Annotated in this window: 27 protein-coding genes and 1 other annotated feature; of the genes, 17 read left to right on the plus strand and 10 right to left on the minus strand. The window is 53.9% G+C overall.

The genetic code is table 11. The annotated features are described in order from the left end of the window. Positions 1-137: 137 nt before the first annotated feature. The gene (nadE, locus tag SPG90_RS04805) at positions 138-965 is read right to left on the minus strand and encodes an ammonia-dependent NAD(+) synthetase (RefSeq protein WP_023311282.1); all 828 of its coding nucleotides are present in this window, start codon (positions 963-965) and stop codon (positions 138-140) included. Between the two features lie 232 nt (positions 966-1197). Here nadE and osmE point away from each other — a divergent pair, with 232 nt between their 5' ends. The 7 genes from osmE to chbG all read left to right on the plus strand — a co-directional run bounded on the left by osmE (position 1198) and on the right by chbG (position 7048). Then, positions 1198-1542 (plus strand): osmotically-inducible lipoprotein OsmE, encoded by a 345-nt coding sequence (gene osmE, locus SPG90_RS04810; protein WP_010430142.1) that lies wholly within the window; start codon positions 1198-1200, stop codon positions 1540-1542. 281 nt (positions 1543-1823) lie between these two features. Then, positions 1824-2141: a PTS N,N'-diacetylchitobiose transporter subunit IIB gene (chbB, locus tag SPG90_RS04815; protein WP_008500676.1), complete on the plus strand. Its 318-nt coding sequence runs from the start codon at positions 1824-1826 to the stop codon at positions 2139-2141. Positions 2142-2220: 79 nt separating this feature from the next. Beyond that, positions 2221-3579 carry a PTS N,N'-diacetylchitobiose transporter subunit IIC gene (gene chbC, locus SPG90_RS04820; protein WP_023311283.1) on the plus strand — a complete coding sequence of 453 codons (1359 nt, stop codon included), beginning with the start codon at positions 2221-2223 and terminating at the stop codon, positions 3577-3579. A gap of 47 nt (positions 3580-3626) precedes the next feature. Beyond that, a complete protein-coding gene (gene chbA / locus SPG90_RS04825) occupies positions 3627-3974 on the plus strand; it encodes a PTS N,N'-diacetylchitobiose transporter subunit IIA (protein WP_023311284.1) in 348 nt (115 codons plus the stop codon). Positions 3975-3979: 5 nt separating this feature from the next. Next, on the plus strand, positions 3980-4822 hold the full coding sequence (gene chbR / locus SPG90_RS04830; protein WP_071789366.1) for a transcriptional regulator ChbR: 843 nt from the start codon (positions 3980-3982) through the stop codon (positions 4820-4822). 109 nt (positions 4823-4931) lie between these two features. Next, a complete protein-coding gene (locus SPG90_RS04835) occupies positions 4932-6287 on the plus strand; it encodes a 6-phospho-beta-glucosidase (RefSeq protein WP_248162123.1) in 1356 nt (451 codons plus the stop codon). An 11-nt stretch (positions 6288-6298) separates the two neighbouring features. Continuing rightward, positions 6299-7048 (plus strand): chitin disaccharide deacetylase, encoded by a 750-nt coding sequence (gene chbG / locus SPG90_RS04840; RefSeq protein ID WP_126303168.1) that lies wholly within the window; start codon positions 6299-6301, stop codon positions 7046-7048. A gap of 88 nt (positions 7049-7136) precedes the next feature. Here chbG and katE read toward each other — a convergent pair whose 3' ends face one another. Next, positions 7137-9386: a catalase HPII gene (katE, locus tag SPG90_RS04845; RefSeq protein WP_163353701.1), complete on the minus strand. Its 2250-nt coding sequence runs from the start codon at positions 9384-9386 to the stop codon at positions 7137-7139. 188 nt (positions 9387-9574) lie between these two features. Between katE and cedA the strand changes: the two genes are divergently transcribed. Continuing rightward, a complete protein-coding gene (gene cedA, locus SPG90_RS04850; RefSeq protein ID WP_071845469.1) occupies positions 9575-9829 on the plus strand; it encodes a cell division activator CedA in 255 nt (84 codons plus the stop codon). 48 nt (positions 9830-9877) lie between these two features. On the opposite strand, the gene tcyP is transcribed toward cedA, so the two are convergent. The 3 genes from tcyP to hxpB all read right to left on the minus strand — a co-directional run bounded on the left by tcyP (position 9878) and on the right by hxpB (position 12760). Beyond that, a complete protein-coding gene (tcyP, locus tag SPG90_RS04855; RefSeq protein WP_008500667.1) occupies positions 9878-11269 on the minus strand; it encodes a cystine/sulfocysteine:cation symporter in 1392 nt (463 codons plus the stop codon). Between the two features lie 127 nt (positions 11270-11396). After that, positions 11397-11987 carry a metal-dependent hydrolase gene (locus SPG90_RS04860; protein WP_014883483.1) on the minus strand — a complete coding sequence of 197 codons (591 nt, stop codon included), beginning with the start codon at positions 11985-11987 and terminating at the stop codon, positions 11397-11399. Between the two features lie 101 nt (positions 11988-12088). Continuing rightward, complete coding sequence (gene hxpB / locus SPG90_RS04865) at positions 12089-12760, minus strand: hexitol phosphatase HxpB (RefSeq protein ID WP_174259722.1); 672 nt, start codon at positions 12758-12760, stop codon at positions 12089-12091. A 148-nt stretch (positions 12761-12908) separates the two neighbouring features. On the opposite strand from hxpB, the gene SPG90_RS04870 reads away from it, so the two are divergent. Beyond that, on the plus strand, positions 12909-13445 hold the full coding sequence (locus SPG90_RS04870; RefSeq protein ID WP_023311291.1) for a YniB family protein: 537 nt from the start codon (positions 12909-12911) through the stop codon (positions 13443-13445). 36 nt (positions 13446-13481) lie between these two features. Here the strand turns inward: SPG90_RS04870 and SPG90_RS04875 are convergent, their stop codons facing one another. The 3 genes from SPG90_RS04875 to pfkB all read right to left on the minus strand — a co-directional run bounded on the left by SPG90_RS04875 (position 13482) and on the right by pfkB (position 15777). Further along, entirely contained in the window at positions 13482-14342 is an 861-nt protein-coding gene (locus tag SPG90_RS04875) for a fructosamine kinase family protein (RefSeq protein WP_047174057.1), read from the minus strand. Positions 14343-14447: 105 nt separating this feature from the next. Next, positions 14448-14738 carry a type V toxin-antitoxin system endoribonuclease antitoxin GhoS gene (gene ghoS / locus SPG90_RS04880; RefSeq protein ID WP_033145271.1) on the minus strand — a complete coding sequence of 97 codons (291 nt, stop codon included), beginning with the start codon at positions 14736-14738 and terminating at the stop codon, positions 14448-14450. A 106-nt stretch (positions 14739-14844) separates the two neighbouring features. Then, on the minus strand, positions 14845-15777 hold the full coding sequence (pfkB, locus tag SPG90_RS04885; RefSeq protein ID WP_023311294.1) for a 6-phosphofructokinase II: 933 nt from the start codon (positions 15775-15777) through the stop codon (positions 14845-14847). A 295-nt stretch (positions 15778-16072) separates the two neighbouring features. On the opposite strand from pfkB, the gene SPG90_RS04890 reads away from it, so the two are divergent. Then, a complete protein-coding gene (locus SPG90_RS04890) occupies positions 16073-16831 on the plus strand; it encodes a DUF481 domain-containing protein (protein WP_029740435.1) in 759 nt (252 codons plus the stop codon). 80 nt (positions 16832-16911) lie between these two features. On the opposite strand, the gene yniD is transcribed toward SPG90_RS04890, so the two are convergent. Continuing rightward, complete coding sequence (gene yniD / locus SPG90_RS04895; protein WP_008500658.1) at positions 16912-17019, minus strand: small membrane protein YniD; 108 nt, start codon at positions 17017-17019, stop codon at positions 16912-16914. Positions 17020-17117: 98 nt separating this feature from the next. After that, on the minus strand, positions 17118-17390 hold the full coding sequence (gene yncL, locus SPG90_RS04900) for a stress response membrane protein YncL (protein ID WP_080298627.1): 273 nt from the start codon (positions 17388-17390) through the stop codon (positions 17118-17120). Positions 17391-17532: 142 nt separating this feature from the next. Between yncL and thrS the strand changes: the two genes are divergently transcribed. The 7 genes from thrS to pheT all read left to right on the plus strand — a co-directional run bounded on the left by thrS (position 17533) and on the right by pheT (position 24401). Then, positions 17533-19461, plus strand: a complete 1929-nt coding sequence (thrS, locus tag SPG90_RS04905; protein WP_008500657.1) for a threonine--tRNA ligase — start codon at positions 17533-17535, stop codon at positions 19459-19461. 3 nt (positions 19462-19464) lie between these two features. Beyond that, a complete protein-coding gene (gene infC, locus SPG90_RS04910; protein ID WP_014069901.1) occupies positions 19465-20007 on the plus strand; it encodes a translation initiation factor IF-3 in 543 nt (180 codons plus the stop codon). A 97-nt stretch (positions 20008-20104) separates the two neighbouring features. After that, positions 20105-20302: a 50S ribosomal protein L35 gene (rpmI, locus tag SPG90_RS04915; RefSeq protein WP_003030583.1), complete on the plus strand. Its 198-nt coding sequence runs from the start codon at positions 20105-20107 to the stop codon at positions 20300-20302. A gap of 51 nt (positions 20303-20353) precedes the next feature. Continuing rightward, positions 20354-20710: a 50S ribosomal protein L20 gene (gene rplT, locus SPG90_RS04920; protein ID WP_000124850.1), complete on the plus strand. Its 357-nt coding sequence runs from the start codon at positions 20354-20356 to the stop codon at positions 20708-20710. A 117-nt stretch (positions 20711-20827) separates the two neighbouring features. Next, positions 20828-20952, plus strand: a sequence feature (Phe leader region). After that, complete coding sequence (gene pheM, locus SPG90_RS04925; RefSeq protein WP_001386830.1) at positions 20833-20877, plus strand: pheST operon leader peptide PheM; 45 nt, start codon at positions 20833-20835, stop codon at positions 20875-20877. Its footprint overlaps the feature before it by 45 nt. A 62-nt stretch (positions 20953-21014) precedes the next feature. After that, positions 21015-21998, plus strand: coding sequence for a phenylalanine--tRNA ligase subunit alpha (gene pheS / locus SPG90_RS04930; RefSeq protein WP_033145275.1), 984 nt, complete (start codon positions 21015-21017; stop codon positions 21996-21998). A gap of 15 nt (positions 21999-22013) precedes the next feature. Further along, the gene (gene pheT, locus SPG90_RS04935) at positions 22014-24401 is read left to right on the plus strand and encodes a phenylalanine--tRNA ligase subunit beta (RefSeq protein WP_239632305.1); all 2388 of its coding nucleotides are present in this window, start codon (positions 22014-22016) and stop codon (positions 24399-24401) included. Position 24402 lies beyond the last annotated feature (1 nt).

The following is a 24402-nucleotide window of genomic DNA, read 5'->3' on the forward strand; positions in this document are numbered from 1 at the left end:
GTGTGGTGGTTAAAAAAGAGCCGGGTGGCGGCTACGCCTTACCCGGCCAGGACGTGCGGCCTGATGCCCTCACCCCAACCCTCTCCCACGGGAGAGGGCGCAAACATTAAAAGCGGTAACCTGGTTACCGCTTTGCTTTATTTTTTCCAGAAGTCGTCAAACACCGTAATTGGCGTATGGCGCTTGTGCTCGGTTTTCAGATACCAGCCTTCGATGATTTTCGCGGTACCTTCATCCAGCTTTTTGCCTTCCAGATAATCATCAATGTTGTCATAGGTGACGCCAAGGGCCGCTTCATCCGGCAGGGAAGGGCGATCGTCTTCAAGGTCCGCTGTCGGCGCTTTCTTATACAGATGCTCAGGACAGCCCAGCGCGGCCAGCAGCTGCTTACCCTGACGCTTGTTAAGACGGAAGATAGGGTTAATATCGGTGCCGCCGTCGCCGTATTTGGTGAAGAAACCGGTGATCGCTTCTGCCGCGTGGTCGGTGCCGACGACAACGCCTTTGGTCATCCCGGCGATGCTGTACTGCGCTTTCATGCGTTCGCGGGCTTTCTCGTTGCCGCGAACAAAATCGCTCAGCTCAATGCCCGCTTCGCGAAGCGCCTGCTCGCTTGCCAGCACCGAGCCCTTAATATTAACGGTCAGCACGCGGTCAGGCTGAATGAAGGCAATGGCATCCTGGCAATCTTGCTCGTCCGCCTGTACGCCATAAGGAAGACGCACCGCGATAAACTGCAGTTTCTCATCGCCCGTCTCTTCGCGAAGCTCTGAAATCGCCATCTGGCAGAGTTTACCGGTCAGGGTAGAGTCCTGGCCGCCGCTGATGCCCAGCACCAGGGATTTCAGGAACGCGTTCTTTTTTAAGTACGATTTTAAAAAATCCACGCTGCGGCGGATCTCTTCATGTGCATCTACCGTAGGCTTCGCGCCCAGTGCCTGAATAATCTCTTGTTGCAGAGCCATCACGCCCTCCATATGCAGTACATAAACAGAATGTGTTAGCTGTTAAAACTAACCCTTTGGGCGAGAAACGACAAGGATCACAGTTTCGAGTGCGCTAATTTGCGCCGATTTAGCAGGTTATCGTTGTTTTATTAGAATTTTCCGAAATTCGTCTGGCGTAATCCACAAAGTTGAACAATAGTACTTTTTATCCCATGCTTAGATAACACGCTGATAAACAAGAGGACGGAATATGAACAAGAACGTAGCAGGAATTCTTAGCGCAGCGGCGGTACTGACTATGCTGGCAGGGTGTACGGCTTACGATCGCACCAAGGATCAGTTTACGCAGCCCGTAGTAAAAGACGTTAAAAAAGGCATGACCCGTTCGCAGGTAGCTGCGATTGCCGGTAAACCTTCTTCTGAAGTGACCATGATTCATGCGAAAGGGACCTGCCAGACCTATATCCTGGGTCAACGTGATGGTAAGGCAGAAACCTACTTCGTCGCCCTGGATGATACCGGTCATGTGATCAACTCCGGCTATCAGACCTGTGCTGAATACGACACCGATCCGCAGGCACCTAAGGCGCAGTAACCCTGCTTGCCTGAGGATGTTAACAAACCGGCCCATGGGCCGGTTTTTTTATGCATCAGAAAATCTTATTTCTTTGCGCGAATTATTTGCCCGAAATGTGAAGGGAGTCAACAAGCCAGGTCAATGAGAGACAATTTGAGTCTATCCAGAATTATCCCCTGTCTGTACCATTGCGTATACTCACTCCAACGATAAACAACAGTACGCAAGCTACCTGTCTGCCGGGACAGCGAGTCGAGTGATAACGCGATGGCAGGTAGTTATATAAGAGGGAAATCACGATGGAAAAGAAACATATCTACCTGTTCTGCTCAGCGGGCATGTCAACGTCGCTTCTGGTGTCAAAGATGCGTGCGCAGGCTGAAAAGTATGAAGTCCCTGTGGTGATTGAAGCGTTTCCAGAGACGCTGGCGGGCGAAAAAGGCCAGACAGCCGATGTTGTTTTACTGGGGCCGCAAATTGCCTATATGTTGCCCGAAATTCAACGACTGTTACCCAATAAACCGGTCGAAGTGATCGATTCGGGGCTTTACGGCAAAATTGATGGTTTAGGTGTTCTTAAAGCTGCTGTGGCAGCCATTAAAAAAGCTGCTAATTAATTTTTATTTTTCCCGTCAAAGAGTTATTTCACACACAATACGCCGTAACATGCGTTACGGCATTTAAGGGTATTTTCCTATGAGTAAAGTCATCGCTTCACTTGAAAAGGTACTCCTTCCTTTTGCTGTTAAAATAGGAAAGCAGCCTCACGTTAATGCCATCAAAAACGGCTTTATTAAATTAATGCCGTTAACGCTGGCTGGGGCCATGTTCGTTTTAATTAACAACGTTTTTCTGAGCTTTGGTGAAGGTTCCTTCTTTTATTCATTAGGAATTCGGTTAGACGCATCCACTATTGAAACCCTTAATGGTTTTAAAGCCATTGGCGGCAACGTCTATAACGGTACGTTAGGGATTATGTCGCTGATGGCGCCTTTCTTTATTGGGATGGCACTGGCAGAAGAGCGTAAAGTGGATCCGCTGGCTGCCGGGTTATTATCCGTCGCCGCCTTTATGACCGTAACGCCTTACAGCGTGGGTGAAGCCTACGCCGTTGGCGCCAACTGGCTGGGCGGGGCCAACATCATCTCCGGTATTGTTATCGGCCTGGTGGTGGCAGAAATGTTCACCTTTATTATCCGTCGCAACTGGGTTATCCGCCTGCCGGATAGCGTACCGGCTTCCGTTTCTCGTTCATTTTCCGCGTTGATTCCAGGCTTCATTATTCTCTCCATCATGGGGATTATCGCCTGGGCGCTCTCCCACTGGGGCACTAACTTCCACCAGATCATCATGGACTCTATCTCTACGCCGCTGGCGTCGATGGGTGGCGTGGTCGGTTGGGCGTATGTGATTTTCACTTCTCTGCTGTGGTTCTTTGGCGTGCATGGTTCACTGGCACTGGCCGCGCTGGACAGCGGGATTATGACCCCCTGGGCACTGGAAAACGTTGCGCTTTACCAGCAGTACGGCTCCGTTGACGCGGCGCTGGCAGCGGGTAAAACCTTCCATGTGTGGGCGAAGCCGATGCTTGACTCCTATATCTTCCTGGGCGGTACCGGGGCGACCTTGGGTCTGATCATCGCGGTCTTTATTGTCTCTCGTCGTGCTGACTACCGTCAGGTCGCGAAGCTGGCGCTGCCATCAGGCATTTTCCAGATTAACGAACCGATTCTGTTCGGTCTGCCAATCATCATGAACCCGGTAATGTTCATTCCGTTCATCCTGATTCAGCCGCTGCTGGCCGCGATCACCCTGACGGCGTATTACATGGGCATCATTCCACCGGTCACCAACATTGCACCGTGGACCATGCCGGCGGGTCTGGGCGCCTTCTTCAACACCAACGGCAGCGTCGCAGCCTTCCTGCTGGCGATATTCAACCTCGGGATTGCCACCCTGCTGTACATGCCGTTCGTGGCGATTGCCAACAAAGCCGCCACCATTATTGATGAAGAAGAGAGCGAAGAGGATATTGCCCTCTCACTGAAATTCTAAGATTGACCGGCGCGGGGAAGCCCGCGCCAGCCACAAGGAGCTTAAACATGTTAGATTTGGATAGTATTGTCGCAGACGAAGCCGTCGAGAACGATCTCGAAGAAGTGGTGATGGGGCTTATCATCAACTCCGGACAGGCCCGCAGCCTGGCCTATGCCGCACTGAAGCAGGCCAAGCAGGGGGATTTCGCCGCGGCGAAAACCATGATGGACCAGTCCCGCACGGCGCTCAACGAAGCGCACCTGGTGCAGACAAAGCTGATTGAAGGCGATCAGGGTGAAGGGAAGATGAAGGTCAGCCTGGTGCTGGTCCACGCGCAGGATCACCTGATGACCTCGATGCTGGCGCGTGAGCTGGTGGCGGAGCTCATCGAGCTTCACGAGAAAATGCACTGAGTCGGATTTCGCAGCAGGAGGTCAGCACGATGGAAATTAAAACCGCACTTGAACAGCAGCTGTTTAATGGCAAAAATTTTCACGTGGTTATCTACAACAAGACGGAGAGCGCCAGCGGTCTGCACCAGCATGACTACTACGAGTTCACGATTGTTCTGACCGGCCGCTACTACCAGGAGATCAACGGTAAGCGCGTCCTGCTTGAGCGAGGGGATTTTGTCTTCCTGCCGATGGGGTCTTATCACCAGAGCTTTTACGAATTTGGTGCCACCCGTATTCTGAACGTGGGCGTCAGCAGACGCTTCTTTGAGAAGCACTATCTGCCGCTGGTGCCGTTCTGCTTTGTGGCCTCCCAGGTCTATCGGGTCAAAAACGAGTTTATGACCTGGATTGAAACGGTTATCGCCTCGCTTAACTTCCGCGACAATGAATTTGATGAGTTTATTGAAACGGTGACCTTCTACGTGATGAACCGGCTGCGCCATCATCGTGAGGAGCAGCAGGTGACGGATGATATTCCACAGTGGCTGCGCAGCACCGTTGAGCTGATGCATGATAAAGGCCAGTTCAGCGAAAATGCGCTGGAAAATATGGTGTCACTGTCGGGGAAATCCCAGGAATATCTGACCCGCGCGACGCAGCGCTATTATCGTAAAACACCCGTGCAAATTATTAATGAAATCCGCATTAATTTTGCAAAGAAACAGCTGGAAATTACCAACTACTCTGTCACCGATATTGCTTACGAGTCAGGATACAGTAGTCCAAGCCTATTTATTAAGACCTTTAAAAAATTGACTTCATTCACACCGAACAGTTACCGGAAGAATTTAACGGTAATTAATTAACTTTCGGCGGATTACCCGCCACAAATATTGCTTTAATGGCTTGCCCAAATAGCGGGAAGAGTACGCTATACCTTGCAGGCGATTAACCTGATACGCTAAGGGAGATATTATGCAGAAGAAATTAAAAGTCGTAACCATTGGTGGCGGCAGCAGCTATACCCCGGAATTACTTGAAGGTTTTCTGAAACGTTATCATGAATTACCTGTCAGCGAATTATGGCTGGTTGACGTTGAGGAAGGTCAGGAAAAGCTGAATATTATTTTCGACCTGTGCCAGCGCATGGTGGAGAAAGCGGGCGTGCCTCTGACCGTGCATAAAACCCTCGATCGCCGTCTGGCGCTGAAAGATGCGGATTTCGTCACCACCCAGCTGCGCGTGGGCCAGCTGAAGGCGCGCGAGCTGGACGAACGTATCCCGCTGAGCCACGGCTATCTCGGGCAGGAGACCAACGGCGCGGGCGGTCTGTTCAAAGGCCTGCGTACCATCCCGGTGATTTTCGACATCGTCAAAGACGTGCAGGAGATCTGCCCGAACGCGTGGGTGATTAACTTCACCAACCCGGCCGGGATGGTGACCGAGGCGGTCTATCGGCATACGAACTTCAAACGTTTTATCGGCGTCTGTAACATTCCGATCGGCATGAAGATGTTTATCCGCGACGTGCTGGCGCTGACCGACAGCGACGATCTCTCCATCGACCTGTTCGGCCTGAACCACATGGTATTCATTAAAGACGTGATCGTGAACGGTAAATCACGGTTTGCCGAACTGCTCGACGGCGTGGCTTCCGGTCGCCTGACGGCGGCATCGGTGAAAAACATCTTTGACCTGCCGTTCAGCGAAGGGTTGATCCGCTCGCTGAACCTGCTGCCGTGCTCGTACCTGCTTTACTACTTCAAGCAGAAAGAGATGCTGGCCATCGAAATGGGAGAGTACTATAAGGGCGGCGCGCGCGCGCAGATCGTTCAGAAAGTCGAGAAGCAGCTGTTCGATTTGTATAAAGATCCGAACCTGAACGTCAAACCGAAAGAGCTGGAGCAGCGCGGCGGGGCCTACTACTCCGATGCGGCGTGCGAGGTGATTAACGCCATCTACAACGACAAGCAGGCGGAGCACTATGTCAATGTGCCGCACCACGGCCATATCGACAATATCCCGGCTGACTGGGCCGTTGAAATGACCTGCATCCTGGGGCGCGAGGGGGCTAAACCGCATCCTCGTATCACCCACTTCGATGACAAGGTCATGGGCCTGATTCATACCATCAAAGGCTTTGAAGTGGCAGCAAGCAATGCGGCGCTAAGCGGCGAACTCAATGACGTGCTGCTGGCGTTGAACCTTAGCCCGCTGGTGCATTCCGACCGCGACGCGGAACAGTTGGCCAGCGAGATGATCCTGGCGCATGAGAAATGGTTGCCAAACTTTGCCGCTACGATCGAGAAGCTGAAGTTCAAACAGCAATAAGAGGACGCACAATGGAAAACCTGCTGATCGTTAATGCTGATGATTTTGGCCTCTCGAAAGGCCAGAACTACGGCATTATTGAAGCCTGTCGCCGGGGTGTGGTGACCTCTACCACGGCGCTGGTTAATGGTGAGGCGGTTGAACACGCGGCGCAGCTGAGCCGCGAGGTGCCTGAGCTGGGCGTCGGCATGCATTTTGTATTGACGCTCGGGATGCCGCTTTCTCCAATGCCGGGCCTGACGCGCGACGGCCAGCTGGGCAAATGGATTTGGGAACTGGCGGAGCAGGGTGCTCTGCCGCTCGAAGAGATTGCCCGCGAGCTGGAGAGTCAGTTCAACCGCTTTGTTGATGTGTTTGGTAGGGCGCCGACGCACATCGATAGCCATCACCACGTGCATATGATCCCGGCGATTTTCCCGATTGTCGCTGATTTCGCAAAGCGCAACGGCGTCGCGATGCGCGTGGATCGGGAGGTGCGCGGATTGCCGGACTGCGCTGTCACCACCACTGAGGGATTCAGCAGCGCATTTTACGGAGAAGAGATCAGCGACGCGCTGTTCCTGACGGTGCTGGATGATTCCGCCGCGCGAGGGGAACGGTCGCTGGAGGTCATGGCGCATCCTGCCTTTGTCGATAAAACCGTGCATAAAAGCGCCTACTGCTGGCCGCGCCTGGCGGAGCTGGATGTCCTGACGTCGCCGTCGTTGAAATACGCGATTGCCGAGCGAGGGTATCGTTTGGGGACGTTCGGGGATCTTTGAAATAAAGCCCGGTGGCGGCTTTGCCTTACCGGGCCTACAAAACCAATCGAATGTAGGCCGGGTAAGCGCAAGCGCCACCCGGCTTTTTTTACGCCGGTATCTGGTCAATCTTGCTGCTTCGCGACCAGACGCGGTGCGCGGCGAGCAAATCAAACAGCTTCGTCATAAAGGCATCGTCAACGTTATCGCCCTCGACAATCCCGTCCTCACCCTGATCGGCTACCTTCAGCTGCGCCTTAAACCGTCGCGCGTCGCCGGACAGCGCGATCGGTTTCAGGTGCTTATAGGCTTCGAGCAGATAATACACCGCGTCGCCGTTGGTCAGCAGGCTGGCAAGATCTCCGCCCGGAACAATTACCGCATCGACTGTGAGCGATGGCGCCCCGGCAAAGGTTGCCGCCACCGGCAGCACGGAGCCGTCATCGGCGGTCACTTCCCCCATGCGGGAATAAAGCAGTTTCGCATGCACGCCCTGGGTCTTCAGCGCCTGCATAATCCCCAGCACGTCGCTGGCGCGGGTTTTGTCGTTCAGCAGGATGGCGACCACGCGGCCTTTAATTGACCCACCCGGCACGGCATACAGGCTCAGCGACGGATCTTTCTTCACGCCGTTAACCTCTTTCGGCGGGGCAATGTTGCGCTGCTCATCGGTCAGCGTAATGCCCAGGTTATCCGCAACGCTCTGGGCGAGCTGAATATCAATGCGCGCCAGCTGATCGACCACACGCTCGCGGATGTAGGTACGCACCACTTTGCTCAGCTCAAAGCTGAAGCCGCCGATGATGTGCTGCTGCTCAATCGGCGTCTGGCTGTTCCAGAACAGGCGAGGGTGGGCGTAATACTCGCCGAACGACGGGCTGCGCTCGCGGATTTTATTGCCGTCGATACGCTCCTGATACGATTCGAATCCACCGCGTTTCGGCCCCGGCGGCGTTTCGCGCGGCCAGTTATCGTTGATAGAGTTCGGCTCATAGTTCGCCGGGTTGGTATCAATATCCTGACGGTGCATCCCGTCGCGCTGGAAGTTGTGGTACGGGCAGGTTGGGCGGTTAATCGGGATTTCGTGGAAGTTCGGCCCGCCAAGACGGCTGATCTGCGTATCGGTGTACGAGAACAACCGTCCCTGCAGGAGCGGATCGTTGGTGAAGTCCAGCCCCGGCACGATATGCCCGGGGTGGAATGCGGCCTGCTCGTTTTCGGCGAAGAAGTTATCCGGGTTGCGGTTGAGCACCATTTTGCCCACCAGCTGTACCGGCACCAGCTCTTCCGGAATCAGCTTCGTCGGGTCAAGCAGGTCGAAATCGAACTTAAATTCGTCCTCTTCCGGTATGAGCTGCAGGCCCAGTTCGTATTCCGGGAAATCGCCCGCTTCAATGGACTCCCACAGCTCGCGGCGATGGAAGTCCGGGTCGCGCCCGGTCAGCTTCTGCGCCTCGTCCCACACCAGCGAGGCTTTGCCCGCCACCGGCTTCCAGTGGAAGCGCACAAACGTGGCTTTGCCCTCGGCATTGATCAGACGGAAGGTATGGATACCAAACCCTTCCATCGTGCGATAGCTGCGCGGAATGCCGCGGTCTGACATCGCCCACATCACGTTGTGTAAGGTTTCAGGCTGCAGTGAGACGTAGTCCCAGAAGGTGTCGTGCGCACTTTGTCCCTGCGGTATGGCCCAGTGGGGCTCCGGTTTTACCGCATGGACAAAGTCAGGAAATTTATGCGCGTCCTGAATGAAGAACACCGGGGTGTTATTGCCCACCAGATCGAAAATACCCTCTTCGGTATAAAACTTGGTGGCAAAGCCGCGGATATCCCGAACCGTATCTGCCGAACCGGCGCCGCCCTGCACGGTGGAGAAGCGCACAAACACCGGGGTGATTTTATCCGGATCGGAGAGGAAATCCGCTTTGGTGATGTCTTTCAGACTCTTGTAGGGCTGGAAGTAGCCGTGCGCAGCGGAACCTCGCGCGTGGACGATGCGTTCCGGAATTCGCTCATGGTCGAAATGGGTGATTTTTTCCCGCAGGATAAAGTCTTCCAGCAGGGTTGGCCCGCGCGCGCCTGCGCGAAGGGAGTTCTGATCGTCAGCAATGCGCACGCCCTGATTGGTGGTGAGCGCAAAGCCTTCGCCGCCTTTACGGTGCGGCTCAAGAGATTTCAGCTTCTCGTTTCCCGTGTCCGGCGATTTCATGCTTCCCGGTGCGGTAGGCTGTTCGCCCGGTGCGGAGGGGCCAGGGGAGGGGCGATGAGAGCCGTCAGCAGGGGCAAGAGAGTCCATACCCGGTTGAGATTCTTCAGTGCCATGAATCGGTGATTGATGTGTTTTATCTTTGTTCGACATTGCACGCTTCTCCTTTATCCATTGCTAAAAACCCTATTAAGGATAGAACAATGTCGCGAGATGGCTCGTGAACTAAGAGTTTTCACATGCCGCCATTGACGAAAGGAGCCTTCAGGCCCACTTGGGGCGCGACGGAAGGCAGCAGGATCGGCTATCATAGAATTTTCCTGCTTCAAGAATTTGCTTTAGTGAACCAGCCGCTTATGAAACCTCTTCGTCAACAAAACCGCCAGGTTATTAGCTATGTGCCCCGCGTTGAGCCCGCGCCGCCAGACCACGCCCTGAAAGTGGAGGGTTTTCGCGATGTCTGGCAACTTCGGGGGAAATACGTGGCCTTCGTGCTGATCGGCGAACATTTCCGCCGCTCGCCCACGTTTACGGTGCCGGAGTCAGCGCAGCGGTGGGCGATGCAGATCCGCCAGGATGAAGAGGTCGAAGAATAACAGCCATAAAAAAACCGCCATCAGGCGGTTTTTTTATTTCTACCGAGATTAACGATGCGCCAGCTCGGCGTCGTCTTCACTTTCCAGAATCGCTTTGTCGGTCTGCTTCAGCCACTGGCTGGTCAGCGTACCGGCGGTCATGGAGCCGCTTACGTTCAGCGCGGTACGGCCCATGTCGATCAGCGGCTCAACGGAGATCAGCAGCGCGACCAGCGTCACGGGCAGACCCAGCGCGGGCAGCACAATCAGCGCGGCGAAGGTTGCGCCACCGCCAACGCCCGCAACGCCTGCGGAGCTTACGGTAACAATCCCGACCAGCGTGGCGATCCAGACCGGATCCAGCGGGTTAATCCCAACGGTAGGGGCAACCATAACCGCCAGCATCGCCGGGTACAGACCCGCACAGCCGTTCTGACCAATGGTGGCACCAAAGGAGGCAGAGAAGCTGGCGATGGATTCAGGCACGCCCAGACGACGGGTTTGCGCTTCAACGTTCAGCGGAATAGACGCGGCGCTGGAACGGCTGGTGAAGGCAAAGGTCAGCACCGGCCAGACTTTACGGAAGTATTTCAGCGGGCTGACGCCGTTTACGCCCAGCAGGATGCCGTGCACCACGAACATAATGCCCAGGCCCAGATAAGAGGCGACAACGAAGCTGCCCAGCTTGATGATGTCCTGCAGGTTAGAGCCGGCAACCACTTTGGTCATCAGTGCCAGCACGCCGTAAGGCGTCAGCTGCATAACCAGACGCACCAGCTTCATCACCCAGCTTTGCAGGGTGTCGATCGCGGTCAGCACGCGTTCGCCTTTAGGCGCGTCGTCTTTCAGCAGCTTCAGCGCCGCTACGCCCAGGAACGCGGCGAAAATAACCACGCTGATGATCGAGGTTGGGCTCGCACCGGTCAGGTCAGCAAACGGGTTCTTCGGAATGAAGGAGAGCACCATCTGCGGCACGGTCAGGTCAGCCACTTTACCAACGTAGTTGGTTTGAATCGCGGTAAGACGCGCCGTTTCAGCGGTACCCTGAACCAGGCCTTCTGCGGTCAGGCCAAACAGGTTGGTGACCAGCACACCCACCAGCGCGGCAATCAGCGTGGTGAACAGCAGCGTACCAATGGTCAGGAAGCTGATTTTTCCCAGCTGAGTCGCGTTATGCAGGCGAGCAACGGCGCTCAGAATAGAGGCGAACACCAGCGGCATAACGATCATCTGCAGCAGCTGAACATAGCCGTTACCGACGATGTTGAACCACTGAATGGAATCTTTCAGAACTGGATTATCGGAGCCATAAATTGCCTGTAATGCCAGACCAAATACGACACCCATGGCCAGACCAACCAGCACTTTTTTCGCCAGGCTCCACTGTTTGTGGCGCGCCTGCGCAAGAAGCAATAGCAATACAACGAACACAACGACGTTCGCGATGAGTGGAAAATTCATCCCCGTTCTCCTGATTTATTATTGGGTCGGTTTTTACCGATCCTGTTGGCGGAAGGTTAGCAGAAGTGTGATGTAGCGCTTATATCCAAATGGAATGGGTTATGACAAATGGGATAATTTTGTCGGTTTACTGTTCAATCTGGTGATGAATAAAGCGATTGAACTGAAATTGCAGCGAATTAATCATCTGGGATGACCAGCGAACTGCACTGTTTTCGGGCAAGGTTTGCGGCATCCAGACGGCGTAAGCAAACAGCGCCATGCACAATACGCGCTCAAGCTGGTTGCCTTTCTGCGGTGCGAGGATCGGAAAACGGAAACGCCAGCGGCAGGGCCAAAGCAGCGGTACGCCCGCAGGCGTCAGCATATCGGCGAGAATATGGCTTAAATAGCCCAGCACCATCCCCTGGATGGCATCGGCGGGGACTATCCAGCTTTCGGGCACCTTCAAATAGAAAAGCGTCAGCAGGCCAAACACGGCCAGCAGGCTGTGCGTGAAACCCCGGTGGCCGAACGCGCGGGCGATGGGTTTCGATACCCACTTCAGGCGTTGTCCGAGGAAAGATTTGGGATGGTCAATGTCGGGCAGCAGGCAGGTCAATACGGCAGAAGGGACAATATGCCACCAGTCCCCCTGTGCCAGCACGGGGGTGAGTTCAGCGTTTTTGGCAAATACCGCGCACGCAATAGAAAAAAGCAGGTGGCCTTCCGCCGTCATGATAAAACCCACAAAACTGTCAATTCATACAGTATAGGGTTTTTATACAGTAGGCGGAAGAGGTGACGGTGTAACTGTTTGTCACAAACCAGAGAAGGGCGTTAACCGCCCTGCAGGTGATGCGCCCTGAGTTCTGCCAGTGAGTTAAGCTTCACGTCGGCAAGGGCAAACCGGGGGTCGTGACGGCCTTCTTCTGCGGGCACCACGATGGAGCGCATCCGTGCAGCCTTCGACGCCACCATACCGTTAACGGAATCTTCCAGCGCAACGCAGTTGAGGGGATCCAGGCCGAGCTTAGCGGCGCAGTCCAGATAGACCTGCGGGTGCGGCTTGCTGTAAGGCAATTTTTCAGCGGACGCCAGCGCGTCGAAACTGTCGCGCAGTTCAAACATCGTGAGCACTTTTTCCAGCATGTGCAGCGGTGAAGCCGAGGCCAGTCCGACCTTCAGCCCCTGGGCTTTACACAGCGCGACGGCCTCACGTACGCCGGGCAGCAGCGGCCTGTTCTCTTCCACCAGAGAAATGGCGCGGCTGATAATGCGTGCGGTCACCTCATCGCGACTGGGACCTACCCACGGCTGTTGGGCAAACCACAGATCCACCACCATATCGATGCGCAGGCCCAAGGTATCGGGAAGTTCATTACGGCGGCTGATATCCACGCCGAGGCTGGCCATAACGTCCAGTTCGGCGCGATCCCACAGCGGTTCGGAATCGATCAGTAATCCATCCATGTCAAAAATTGCGGCAAGAATTTGGCGCGGTGTCGACATCACAACGTCTCCTTATCCAGGGTGTTCGACAGATGATACGTGCTAAGCACAATCTGCAATTTAGCATATTGCTTTTAAAGAGCGGGCGAAATTGATGACCAGCAGGTAGACTTAGGCACAAATAACGCGTCTTTATGAAGAGGAACTGATGACGTATCAACAAGCTGGACGCATTGCGGTCTTAAAACGTATTGCTGGCTGGGTAATTTTTATTCCTGCCGTCATTTCTACGCTGATTTCTGTACTCAAATTTATGTACGATCACAGCGAAAAACAGCCGGGTATCAATGCGGTAATGCTTGATTTCGCTCATGTCATGATTGAGATGATGCGTTTTAATACGCCATTTTTGAATGTCTTCTGGTTTAACTCACCCACTCCGGATTTTCATCAACAGCTGAATATCGGCTTTTGGGTGATATATGCCCTGATCTTTGTCGCGCTGGCACTGCAGGCCTCTGGTGCGAGAATGAGTCGCCAGACGCGCTTTTTACGCGAAGGCGTTGAGGATCAGTTGATTCTGGAGCAGGCCAAGGGCCCGGAAGGAATGAGTCGTGAGCAGATTGAATCCCGCATCGTTGTGCCGCGTCACACCATTTTCCTGCAAATTTTCCCGCTCTATATCCTTCCCGTGATTATCATTGTGGCGGGATACTTCTTCTTCTCACTGCTCGGTTTTCTGTAAGCGATAAGGGTGGCGGCAAGGCCACCCTTTCTCTTCTCAGGCGGCAAGCATACGCTCGAGTGCCCGCTGCGCGTTAACAAGGTGTTCTCCGCCAAAAAGAATGGCACGGTTCATCAGCGTATAAAGCTGATACACCGGCTGGCGGTCGAGGAAACCGGGCGGCAGGGGGGAAACAGACTGGTATCCGTCGTATATTTGCGGCGGCTGCTCAGGATGAAGCGGCAACATGGCAAGATCGCACTCTCTGTCACCCCAGTAGCAGGCCGGGTCAAAGATGTACGGGCCGTTGGGACCCAGCGCGCAGTTATTGGACCACAAATCGCCGTGAAGCAGCGACGCCTGAGGCTGGTGGGATGCCAGACGCTGTTGAACGTGCTCGACGATGGCGTCGATATTGCCAAATTCCAGCCCTTTTTCGGCGGCCAGCTCAAGCTGCCAGCCAATGCGCTGCTCGGCAAAAAATGTCGACCAGCGACGCTGCCAGGCATTGGGCTGTGGCGTGGTGGAGAGATCGTTGTCAAAGTCGAGACCAAACTGCGGCTGGTCGCTCCATTGATGCAGGCGCGCTAGCTGTTGGCCGAGGATGAACGCATTATGGGCATCCAGCGGCCGGGCGGGGAGATACTCCATCACCAGGAAGCTGTAGTCGCGGTCGCTCCCCACGGCCAGAACCTGCGGGACCGTGACCGTTTTACTGCGCGACAACAGCCCCAGCTGGTCGGCTTCGGCGGTAAATATCGGAAGCAGCTCTCGCTCATCGCACTTAACGAAAAGATCGCGCCCTGCGTAGCGTAAATGCCACGCGGCGTGGATTTCACCGCCTGGCAGTTCGTTACGCAGTTCAATTTCACCTTCACCCAGCTGCTCACGTAAAAGATGACTGATAGCCTGCCACATGTTGTCTCTCCCATGTTGTCTGCCAGATCATAAAGTTAGCGCATAACTGCGGTAAAAAAATACGAACTAACGCACACCTGAGCGGTTTAAATTCATACAGCGCACTTATTGTTCTTTTTTCCGCCAGCTTTCCCAGGTATCCACGTCAATCTCGGCAGGCTTATCGGTCACGCTCTCCACCAGACTGGCGGCCAGCGCATGAACCTCTTCCTGGCTCAGGGCGCCGATCAGACCAAATGTCAGGGTGCCTAAATCATGAATATTGCCCTCGTCATCCGTCAGGGTGAGGAGAAAATTAGCCCGGGTGAAAGCATTGTTGAGCTCATTTAGCTCGGTCAGCGATGCTTCATGAAGGTTGATGGTCACGACGTAACGTGTGATGTCACCACTGCTCATAATTCACCTCATTGTTATCATGAAAGTTTTCTTAGCATAGTCGATAGTTTGCGTTTGGCGACTCAGCGAGGACATTCCCCTCCGTAAAGACGAAGGGGAACAGGGGTTAATTTCGGGACAGGTAATCGACGATTTTTTGCGTATCGGCAAGCGAACAGAGACGCGTGCCCTGGTTGATGGTGGCGGCGCTACCCGCCGCCACGCCGTAGCGTGTCATTTCGAGCAGAGACGCACCCTGCGCCAGTTTTAGCGTCATCGCGCCCACCATGCTATCGCCCGCGCCAACCGTGCTCTGGCTCTTCATCGGCGGTGGGACAACCTGAACGGACGATGATTCATCAACTGCCAGCGCCCCCTGAGGGCCAAGGGAGACGACTACGCGCCGCGCTTTGCCGCTGCGCACCAGCTCCTGCGCGGCGGTGCGCACATCGTCAGGCTGCGTCAGTTCACGGTTGACCAGCGCGCTTAACTCTTTCTGGTTGGGTTTGACCAGCTCCAGATTGCCCGGCACCAGCGCCGCCTGCAGGGCCTCGCCGCTGCTGTCGACAATGCAGCGGATGCCGCGATGCTGCGCGGCCTGAATCAGCGCCGTTAATTTTTCCGTGCTTACGCCGGGCGGCAGGCTGCCGCTTATCACCAGCAGTGCGCCGCTCTCTATCGTCAGCACTTTCTCTTCAAGCTGACGAAACTCGTCATCGCTGAGTTTCGCGCCCGGCATGACAAAACGGTACTGTTCGCCGCTGGATCCTACGTGGACATGCAGGTTTTGCCGCGTCCAGTCTTTGGCCTCAACGGTTTCAACGGCCACCTGTTCATCAGCCAGCAGAGAGACCAGGTGTTCACCGGTGGCACCGCCTGCGGGAAAAATTGCCGTGGCTTTGCCGCCGAGATGTGTAATGGCGCGCGCCACGTTGATCCCGCCGCCGCCGGGCTCAAAGACCGGGGCGCTACAGCGCAATTTACCTTCCGGGTAAATCTGCGGCGTCAGGGTGGCGGAATCCAGGGAAGGGGAGAGCGTCAGAGTATAAATAGAAACCATCATTACCTCCTTTTAGCATGGGCTCTTATTAGCCTGGCACCTTTTGTCAGGAAGGCAATGTAAATAACAGTATGATTTTAAATATGAATACTGACAAAAAGTGAGGCGGGGGATATATAAACTAAAACGCTTTTTGAGATCGTTCTTATTCAAAAAATGAAATAAGAAAACATTGCTATGTTATTTGCGGCTTTTTATAATTTGTTACCTTTCTCTGGACGCCTTGTCATTGATCCTCAAGAAAGATTCCGGGACCGTGTGGTCTCTTTTTTTGTTGTACGGACTCCTTAATAAAATGAAGCTTTTAAAGACAGTGCCCGCTGCACTGATGCTGGCGGGTGGCGTGTTTGCGGCTATGAACGCGACCGCTGATGATACCGTTTTTACTGTCATGGACGATCCTTCCACCGCGAAAAAACCGTTTGAAGGTAACCTGAACGCCGGGTACCTGGCACAATCCGGTAACACGAAAAGCTCTTCTCTGACGGCGGACAGTACGCTTACCTGGTACGGCAACACCACCGCCTGGTCTCTGTGGGGTAATGCCAGCAACACTTCCGCTAATGACGAACGTTCTTCCGAGAAATATGCGGTAGGCGGACGTAGCCGTTACAACATGACCGACTATGACTACCTGTTTGGACAGGCAAGCTGGTTAACTGACCGTTACAACGGTTATCGCCAGCGCGATGTGTTCACCGCCGGTTATGGTCGCCAGTTCCTGAACGGTCCGGTACACAGCCTCCGTTTTGAATTCGGTCCTGGTGTGCGTTATGACGAGTACACCAATGGCGATACCAAAACCCAACCCCTCGGTTACGCTTCCGGTACCTATGCCTGGCAGATGACTGACAACACCAAATTTACCCAGGGTGTTTCTGTATTTGGTGCCGACGACACGACGCTTAACTCTGAGACGGCGCTGAACGTGGCTATTAACGAACACTTTGGTCTGAAAGTGGCCTACAACGTGACCTGGAACTCTTCACCACCAGAATCTGCGCCGGATCATACCGACCGCAGAACCACGGTTTCACTGGGTTATAGAATGTAATAAAAGCGGGCCGATGATAAGGTCGGCCCGTTTATTGTCTGTGGCTTTTTGACGTCCCTTCTGATGACCTGTCTTCGCCCCTAGCCCCAAATCATTGCCGCCCAACGGAGTAGCAGCATTGCGCCGCAGATGGCAATCAGCACCAGCACCATTTTCCAGTGTTTTACGGCAAATCGTTTTGTTGGCATAACCTAATCCTTGTTTGTTGATATCCACAGTCTACCAAACAGGGCCGAAATATGCCCCTTCTTGGGATCGATTAGGTTATGCCAGCGCAGGGGTCGCCTCAGAACCAGTGGAATCGTTCGGCGAGAATCAACAATAAACCTGTGGCGGAAAGGACATTCAATATCACAACCGTTCTGCTGGATACGTTCATGGTATGCACCTTTGGGTTTAAAGACCTGTTCAAGAGTAGCCCAGCATCTTCGAAATGCGAGCGCAGGGGAGAAGCAACCTGCAAATTCGTGCGAAAGCGCCAGCCCATCAATCTGGCCGCAGAGGGTGCAATCTCCTTTCCGTTAGTGTTAACATTACGTCGCTTGCCGTAAATCCACATTAATCTGAATTCGGCTGGTGAATGATGACGAACCAATTTGACGATTGTTGGTCAGATGGTGTCGTAATCTATTGTCAAATCACGATTATTTTCTTTGTATATGCTCTTATGTGTGGGGCATCACTGCAAATAAGGATATAAAATGCCTGTAATTACTCTTCCTGATGGCAGCCAACGCCATTTCGACCGTGCTGTTAGCCCAATGGATGTAGCCCTGGACATTGGTCCTGGTCTCGCGAAAGCGACTATCGCTGGCCGCGTTAACGGTGAGCTGGTGGATGCTTCCGATCTGATCGAAAACGATGCGACGCTTGCAATCATCACCGCGAAAGACGAAGAAGGTCTGGAGATCATTCGTCACTCCTGCGCGCACCTGTTAGGCCATGCCATCAAACAGCTGTGGCCAAACACCAAAATGGCGATCGGTCCGGTTATCGACAACGGTTTCTACTATGACGTTGACCTTGACCACACCCTGACTCAGGAAGATATCGACGCGCTCGAAAAACGCATGCACGAGCTCGCCGAAACGAACTATGACGTCATCAAGAAGAAAGTCAGCTGGCACGAAGCGCGTGAAACCTTCGTGAAGCGCGGCGAGAGCTATAAAGTCTCTATTCTTGACGAAAACATTTCGCATGATGACAAGCCTGGCTTGTACCATCACGAAGAATACGTCGACATGTGCCGTGGACCGCACGTGCCGAACATGCGCTTCTGTCATCACTTTAAGCTGATGAAGATCGCGGGCGCCTACTGGCGTGGCGACAGCAACAACAAGATGTTGCAGCGTATTTATGGTACCGCGTGGGCTGATAAAAAAGCCCTGAACGCATACCTGCTGCGCCTGGAAGAGGCGGCGAAGCGTGACCACCGTAAAATCGGTAAGCAGCTTGACCTGTACCACATGCAGGAAGAAGCGCCGGGTATGGTGTTCTGGCATAACGACGGCTGGACTATCTTCCGTGAACTGGAAACTTTCGTACGCTCCAAGCTGAAAGAGTACCAGTATCAGGAAGTGAAAGGCCCGTTCATGATGGACCGTGTGCTGTGGGAAAAAACCGGCCACTGGGACAACTACAAAGATGCGATGTTCACCACCTCGTCTGAGAACCGTGAATACTGCATCAAGCCAATGAACTGCCCGGGCCACGTTCAGATCTTCAACCAGGGTCTGAAATCCTACCGTGACCTGCCGCTGCGTATGGCGGAGTTCGGTAGCTGCCACCGTAACGAGCCATCAGGTGCGCTGCACGGTCTGATGCGTGTTCGTGGCTTTACTCAGGATGATGCGCATATCTTCTGTACTGAAGATCAGGTTCGTGACGAAGTTAACGCCTGTATTCGTATGGTCTACGATATGTACAGCACCTTTGGCTTCGAGAAGATCGTCGTCAAACTCTCAACGCGTCCGGAAAAACGTATCGGTAGCGATGAGACATGGGATCGCGCAGAAGCGGATCTCGCCGTGGCGCTGGAAGAGAACGGCATTCCGTTCGAATACCAGCTGGGCGAGGGCGCATTCTACGGTCCGAAAATTGAATTTACCCTGTATGACTGCCTCGATCGCGCATGGCAGTGCGGTACTGTACAGCTGGACTTCTCCCTGCCGCAGCGTTTAAGCGCCTCTTATGTTGGCGAAGACAACGAGCGTCAGGTACCGGTAATGATTCACCGTGCAATTCTCGGTTCTCTGGAGCGCTTCATCGGCATCCTGACCGAAGAGTTTGCTGGCTTCTTCCCAACCTGGCTTGCGCCAGTGCAGGTCGTGGTGATGAACATTACCGATTCTCAGGCGGATTACGTTAAAGAATTGACGCAGAAACTACAAAATGCGGGCATTCGCGTAAAAGCAGACTTGAGAAATGAGAAGATTGGCTTTAAAATCCGCGAGCACACTTTACGTCGTGTCCCGTATATGTTGGTCTGTGGTGATAAAGAGGTGGAAGCAGGCAAAGTCGCCGTTCGCACCCGCCGTGGTAAAGACCTGGGCAGCCTGGACGTAAGTGAAGTGATTGAGAAGCTGCAACAAGAGATTCGCAGCCGCAGTCTTCAACAACTGGAGGAATAAGGTATTAAAGGCGGAAAACGAGTTCAAACGGCACGTCCGAATCGTATCAATGGCGAGATTCGCGCCCAGGAAGTTCGCTTAACAGATCTTGAAGGTGAACCACTGGGGATTGTGAGTCTGAGAGAAGCGATCGAAAAAGCTGAAGAAGCTGGAGTAGATTTAGTTGAAATCAGCCCTAACGCCGAACCGCCAGTTTGTCGTATCATGGACTACGGCAAGTTCCTTTATGAAAAGAGTAAGTCTTCTAAGGAACAGAAGAAGAAGCAAAAAGTTATCCAGGTTAAGGAAATCAAATTCCGTCCTGGTACCGACGATGGCGATTATCAGGTAAAACTCCGCAGCCTGATTCGCTTTCTGGAAGATGGCGATAAGGCCAAGATCACACTGCGTTTCCGCGGTCGTGAGATGGCCCACCAACAGATTGGTATGGAAGTGCTTAACCGCGTCCGTGACGATCTGAGTGAACTGGCAGTAGTCGAATCCTTCCCTACGAAGATCGAAGGCCGCCAGATGATCATGGTGCTCGCTCCTAAGAAGAAACAGTAAGGCCTTCAAGCAGCAAAATCTGTGGAGCCTTCGGGTTTCATAGGTTTTGTTCGCCTATGTTTCGTTTATTTAACAATGCGAAGTGGAAGTTATTAAGATGCCAAAAATTAAGACCGTACGCGGTGCTGCTAAGCGCTTCAAAAAAACCGGTGGTGGTGGATTTAAGCGTAAGCACGCAAACCTGCGTCATATTCTGACCAAAAAATCTACTAAGCGTAAACGTCACCTGCGTCCAAAAGGCCTCGTTTCTAAAGGCGATCTGGGTCTGGTTATCGCGTGCCTGCCGTACGCATAAGCCGTTAACGTTTAATTTTTTTACTAAGAATATAGATACAGGAGAGCACATATGGCTCGCGTAAAACGTGGTGTAATTGCACGTGCACGTCACAAGAAAATTTTGAAACAAGCTAAAGGCTACTACGGTGCGCGTTCACGCGTTTACCGCGTTGCCTTCCAGGCTGTTATCAAAGCAGGTCAGTACGCTTACCGTGACCGTCGTCAGCGTAAGCGTCAGTTCCGTCAACTGTGGATTGCGCGTATCAACGCAGCAGCACGTCAGAACGGTATTTCTTACAGCAAATTCATCAACGGCCTGAAAAAAGCTTCTGTTGAAATCGACCGTAAGATCCTGGCTGACATCGCAGTATTCGACAAAGTAGCGTTCACCGCTCTGGTCGAAAAAGCGAAAGCAGCACTGGCATAAGCCAGTTGAAAGAGGGGGCTTTGCTCCCTCTTTTCATTTAACACCATCAGAAGATTGACATTTATCCGTCCAGGCTTTTCAATAAGGTCTTAACGGTTTTTACCAGACAAGGTAACGCAAGCATGAATGCTGCTATTTTCCGCTTCTTCTTTTACTTTAGCACCTGATTTCAGGAGGCTAGCGCGTGAAAGATGAAACGAAAAACAGCGCCAGATAAGCCTCCCGATGGAGGCTTTTTTTGTGCCTGAATTTGAGAGAATAACTCCACCAAATCGGTGTCTGCACCGACATAATGAGGAAAATCATGTCACATCTCGCAGAGCTGGTTGCCAGTGCAACAGCCGCCATTAATCAGGCCTCAGATGTTGCCGCGTTAGACAATGTCCGCGTCGAATATCTTGGGAAGAAAGGGCACCTGACCCTTCAGATGACAACCCTGCGTGAGCTGCCGGCAGAAGAACGCCCGGCAGCGGGTGCGGTGATTAACGAAGCCAAAGAGCAGGTACAGCAGGCGCTGAACGCGCGCAAAGCCGAGCTGGAAAGCGCGGTGCTGAATGCGCGTCTGGCCGCAGAGACGATCGACGTTTCTCTGCCGGGTCGCCGTATCGAAAACGGTGGTCTGCATCCGGTTACCCGCACCATCGATCGCATTGAAAGTTTCTTCGGTGAGCTCGGCTTTACCGTGGCGACTGGCCCGGAAATCGAAGATGATTACCATAACTTCGACGCCCTGAACATTCCTGGCCATCATCCGGCACGCGCTGACCACGACACTTTCTGGTTCGACGCTACGCGTCTGCTGCGTACTCAGACCTCCGGCGTTCAGATCCGTACCATGAAAGATCAGGAGCCGCCAATCCGCATTATCGCGCCGGGCCGCGTCTATCGTAACGACTACGATCAGACCCACACTCCAATGTTCCACCAGATGGAAGGTCTGATTGTTGATAAAAACATCAGCTTCACCAACCTGAAGGGCACGCTGCACGATTTCCTGAACAACTTCTTTGAGGAAGATCTGCAGGTTCGTTTCCGCCCGTCCTACTTCCCGTTTACCGAACCGTCTGCGGAAGTTGACGTGATGGGTAAAAACGGCAAATGGCTGGAAGTGCTGGGCTGCGGCATGGTGCATCCAAACGTACTGCGCAACGTGGGTATCGATCCGGAAGTATACTCCGGCTTTGCTTTCGGTATGGGTATGGAGCGTCTGACTATGCTGCGCTACGGCGTGACCGACTTACGTGCATTCTTCGAAAACGATCTGCGTTTCCTCAAACAGTTTAAATAAGGGCAGGACAGAACAATGAAATTCAGTGAACTGTGGTTACGCGAGTGGGTGAACACCATGCTGGACAGCGACGCGCTTTCTAACCAGATCACCATGGCGGGTCTGGAAGTGGACGGTGTTGAGCCGGTTTCCGGAGCCTTCAACGGCGTGGTCGTCGGCGAAGTAGTCGAGTGCGGTCAGCACCCTAACGCTGACAAACTGCGCGTAACAAAAGTAAACGTGGGCGGTGACCGTCTGCTGGATATCGTCTGCGGTGCGCCAAACTGCCGTCAGGGCCTGAAGGTGGCCGTGGCGACCGTCGGCGCAGTGCTGCCGGGCGATTTCAAAATCAAAGCGGCTAAGCTGCGCGGCGAGCCGTCTGAAGGCATGCTGTGCTCCTTCTCCGAGCTGGGTATTTCCGATGACCACAACGGCATCATTGAGCTGCCGCTGGATGCGCCAGTCGGCACCGATATCCGTGAATACCTGAAGCTTGATGACAACACCATTGAAATCAGCGTCACGCCAAACCGTGCCGACTGCTTAGGGATCATCGGCGTGGCGCGCGACGTGGCCGTGCTGAACCAGACCGAACTGAACGCGCCAGAAATCGCGCCGGTTAAAGCGACCATCAGCGACGTGCTGCCTATTCAGGTTGACGCTGCGGATGCTTGCCCGCGCTACCTCGGTCGCGTGGTGAAAGGCATCAACGTGAAAGCGCCAACCCCGCTGTGGATGAAAGAGAAGCTGCGCCGCTGCGGTATTCGCTCTATCGACGCAGTGGTCGACGTGACCAACTACGTTCTGCTGGAGCTGGGCCAGCCAATGCACGCGTTCGATAAAGACCGTATCGACGGCGGCATCGTTGTGCGCATGGCGAAAGAGGGCGAAACCCTGGTTCTGCTGGACGGCAGCGAAGCCAAACTGAACGCCGACACCCTGGTGATTGCGGACCACAGCAAAGCGCTGGCAATGGGCGGTATCTTCGGTGGCGAGCACTCAGGCGTCAACGACGAGACGCAAAACGTCCTGCTGGAATGCGCGTTCTTCAGCCCGCTCTCCATCACCGGTCGCGCACGCCGTCACGGCCTGCATACCGATGCCTCTCACCGCTACGAGCGCGGCGTTGACCCTGCTCTGCAGTATAAAGCGATGGAACGTGCGACCCGCCTGCTGATCGACATCTGCGGCGGCGAAGCGGGCCCGGTTATTGACGTCACCAACGAAGCGACCCTGCCGAAGCGTGCGACCATCACCCTGCGCCGCAGCAAGCTGGATCGCCTGATTGGCCATCACGTTGCCGATGCGCAGGTAACCGACATCCTGAAACGTCTGGGCTGTGAAGTAACCGAAGGGCAGGACGAGTGGAAAGCCGTTGCGCCATCATGGCGTTTCGACATGGAAATTGAAGAAGATCTGGTGGAAGAAGTGGCCCGCGTTTACGGCTACAACAACATCCCTGACGAGCCTGTCCAGGCGGGTCTGGTAATGGGCACCCACCGTGAAGCCGACCTGTCTCTGAAGCGTGTGAAAACCATGCTGAACGACAAAGGCTACCAGGAAGTGATCACCTACAGCTTCGTTGATCCAAAGCTGCAGCAGCTGATCCACCCGGGTCAGGAGGCGCTGATCCTGCCAAGCCCAATCTCCAGCGAAATGTCCGCGATGCGTCTGTCTCTGTGGACGGGCCTGCTGGGCACTGTCGTTTATAACCAGAATCGCCAGCAAAACCGCGTGCGAATTTTCGAAAGCGGTTTGCGCTTTGTACCGGATAATCAGGCAAATTTAGGCATCCGTCAGGATCTCATGCTGGCTGGCGCCATCAGCGGCAACCGCTATGAAGAGCACTGGGACCTGGCAAAAGGCACGGTTGATTTCTACGATATGAAGGGCGATCTGGAAGCGATTCTGGATCTGACCGGTAAATTATCTGAAATTGAATTCCGCGCAGAAGCTATCCCGGCCCTGCATCCTGGCCAGAGCGCAGCTATCTATTTAGACGGCAAACGCGTTGGTTTTATTGGGGTTGTTCACCCTGAGCTGGAGCGTAAGCTGGACCTGAACGGCCGTACCATCGTGTTCGAGCTGGAATGGAACCCGGTGGCTGACCGCGTTATTCCTCAGGCTCAGGACGTCTCCCGCTTCCCGGCAAACCGCCGTGATATCGCGGTTGTGGTCGCGGAAAATGTGCCTGCAGCAGATATTTTGGCCGAATGTAAGAAAGTTGGCGTAAATCAGGTAGTTGGCGTAAACTTATTTGACGTGTACCGCGGCAAGGGCGTAGCAGAAGGTTTCAAGAGCCTTGCTATTAGCCTTATCCTTCAGGATACCAGCCGTACACTCGAAGAAGAGGAGATTGCCGCTACCGTCGCCAAATGTGTAGAGGCATTAAAAGAGCGATTCCAGGCATCATTGAGGGATTGAA

Source organism: Enterobacter sp. D2, from assembly GCF_034427575.1.
Taxonomy (GTDB): domain Bacteria; phylum Pseudomonadota; class Gammaproteobacteria; order Enterobacterales; family Enterobacteriaceae; genus Enterobacter; species Enterobacter cloacae_M.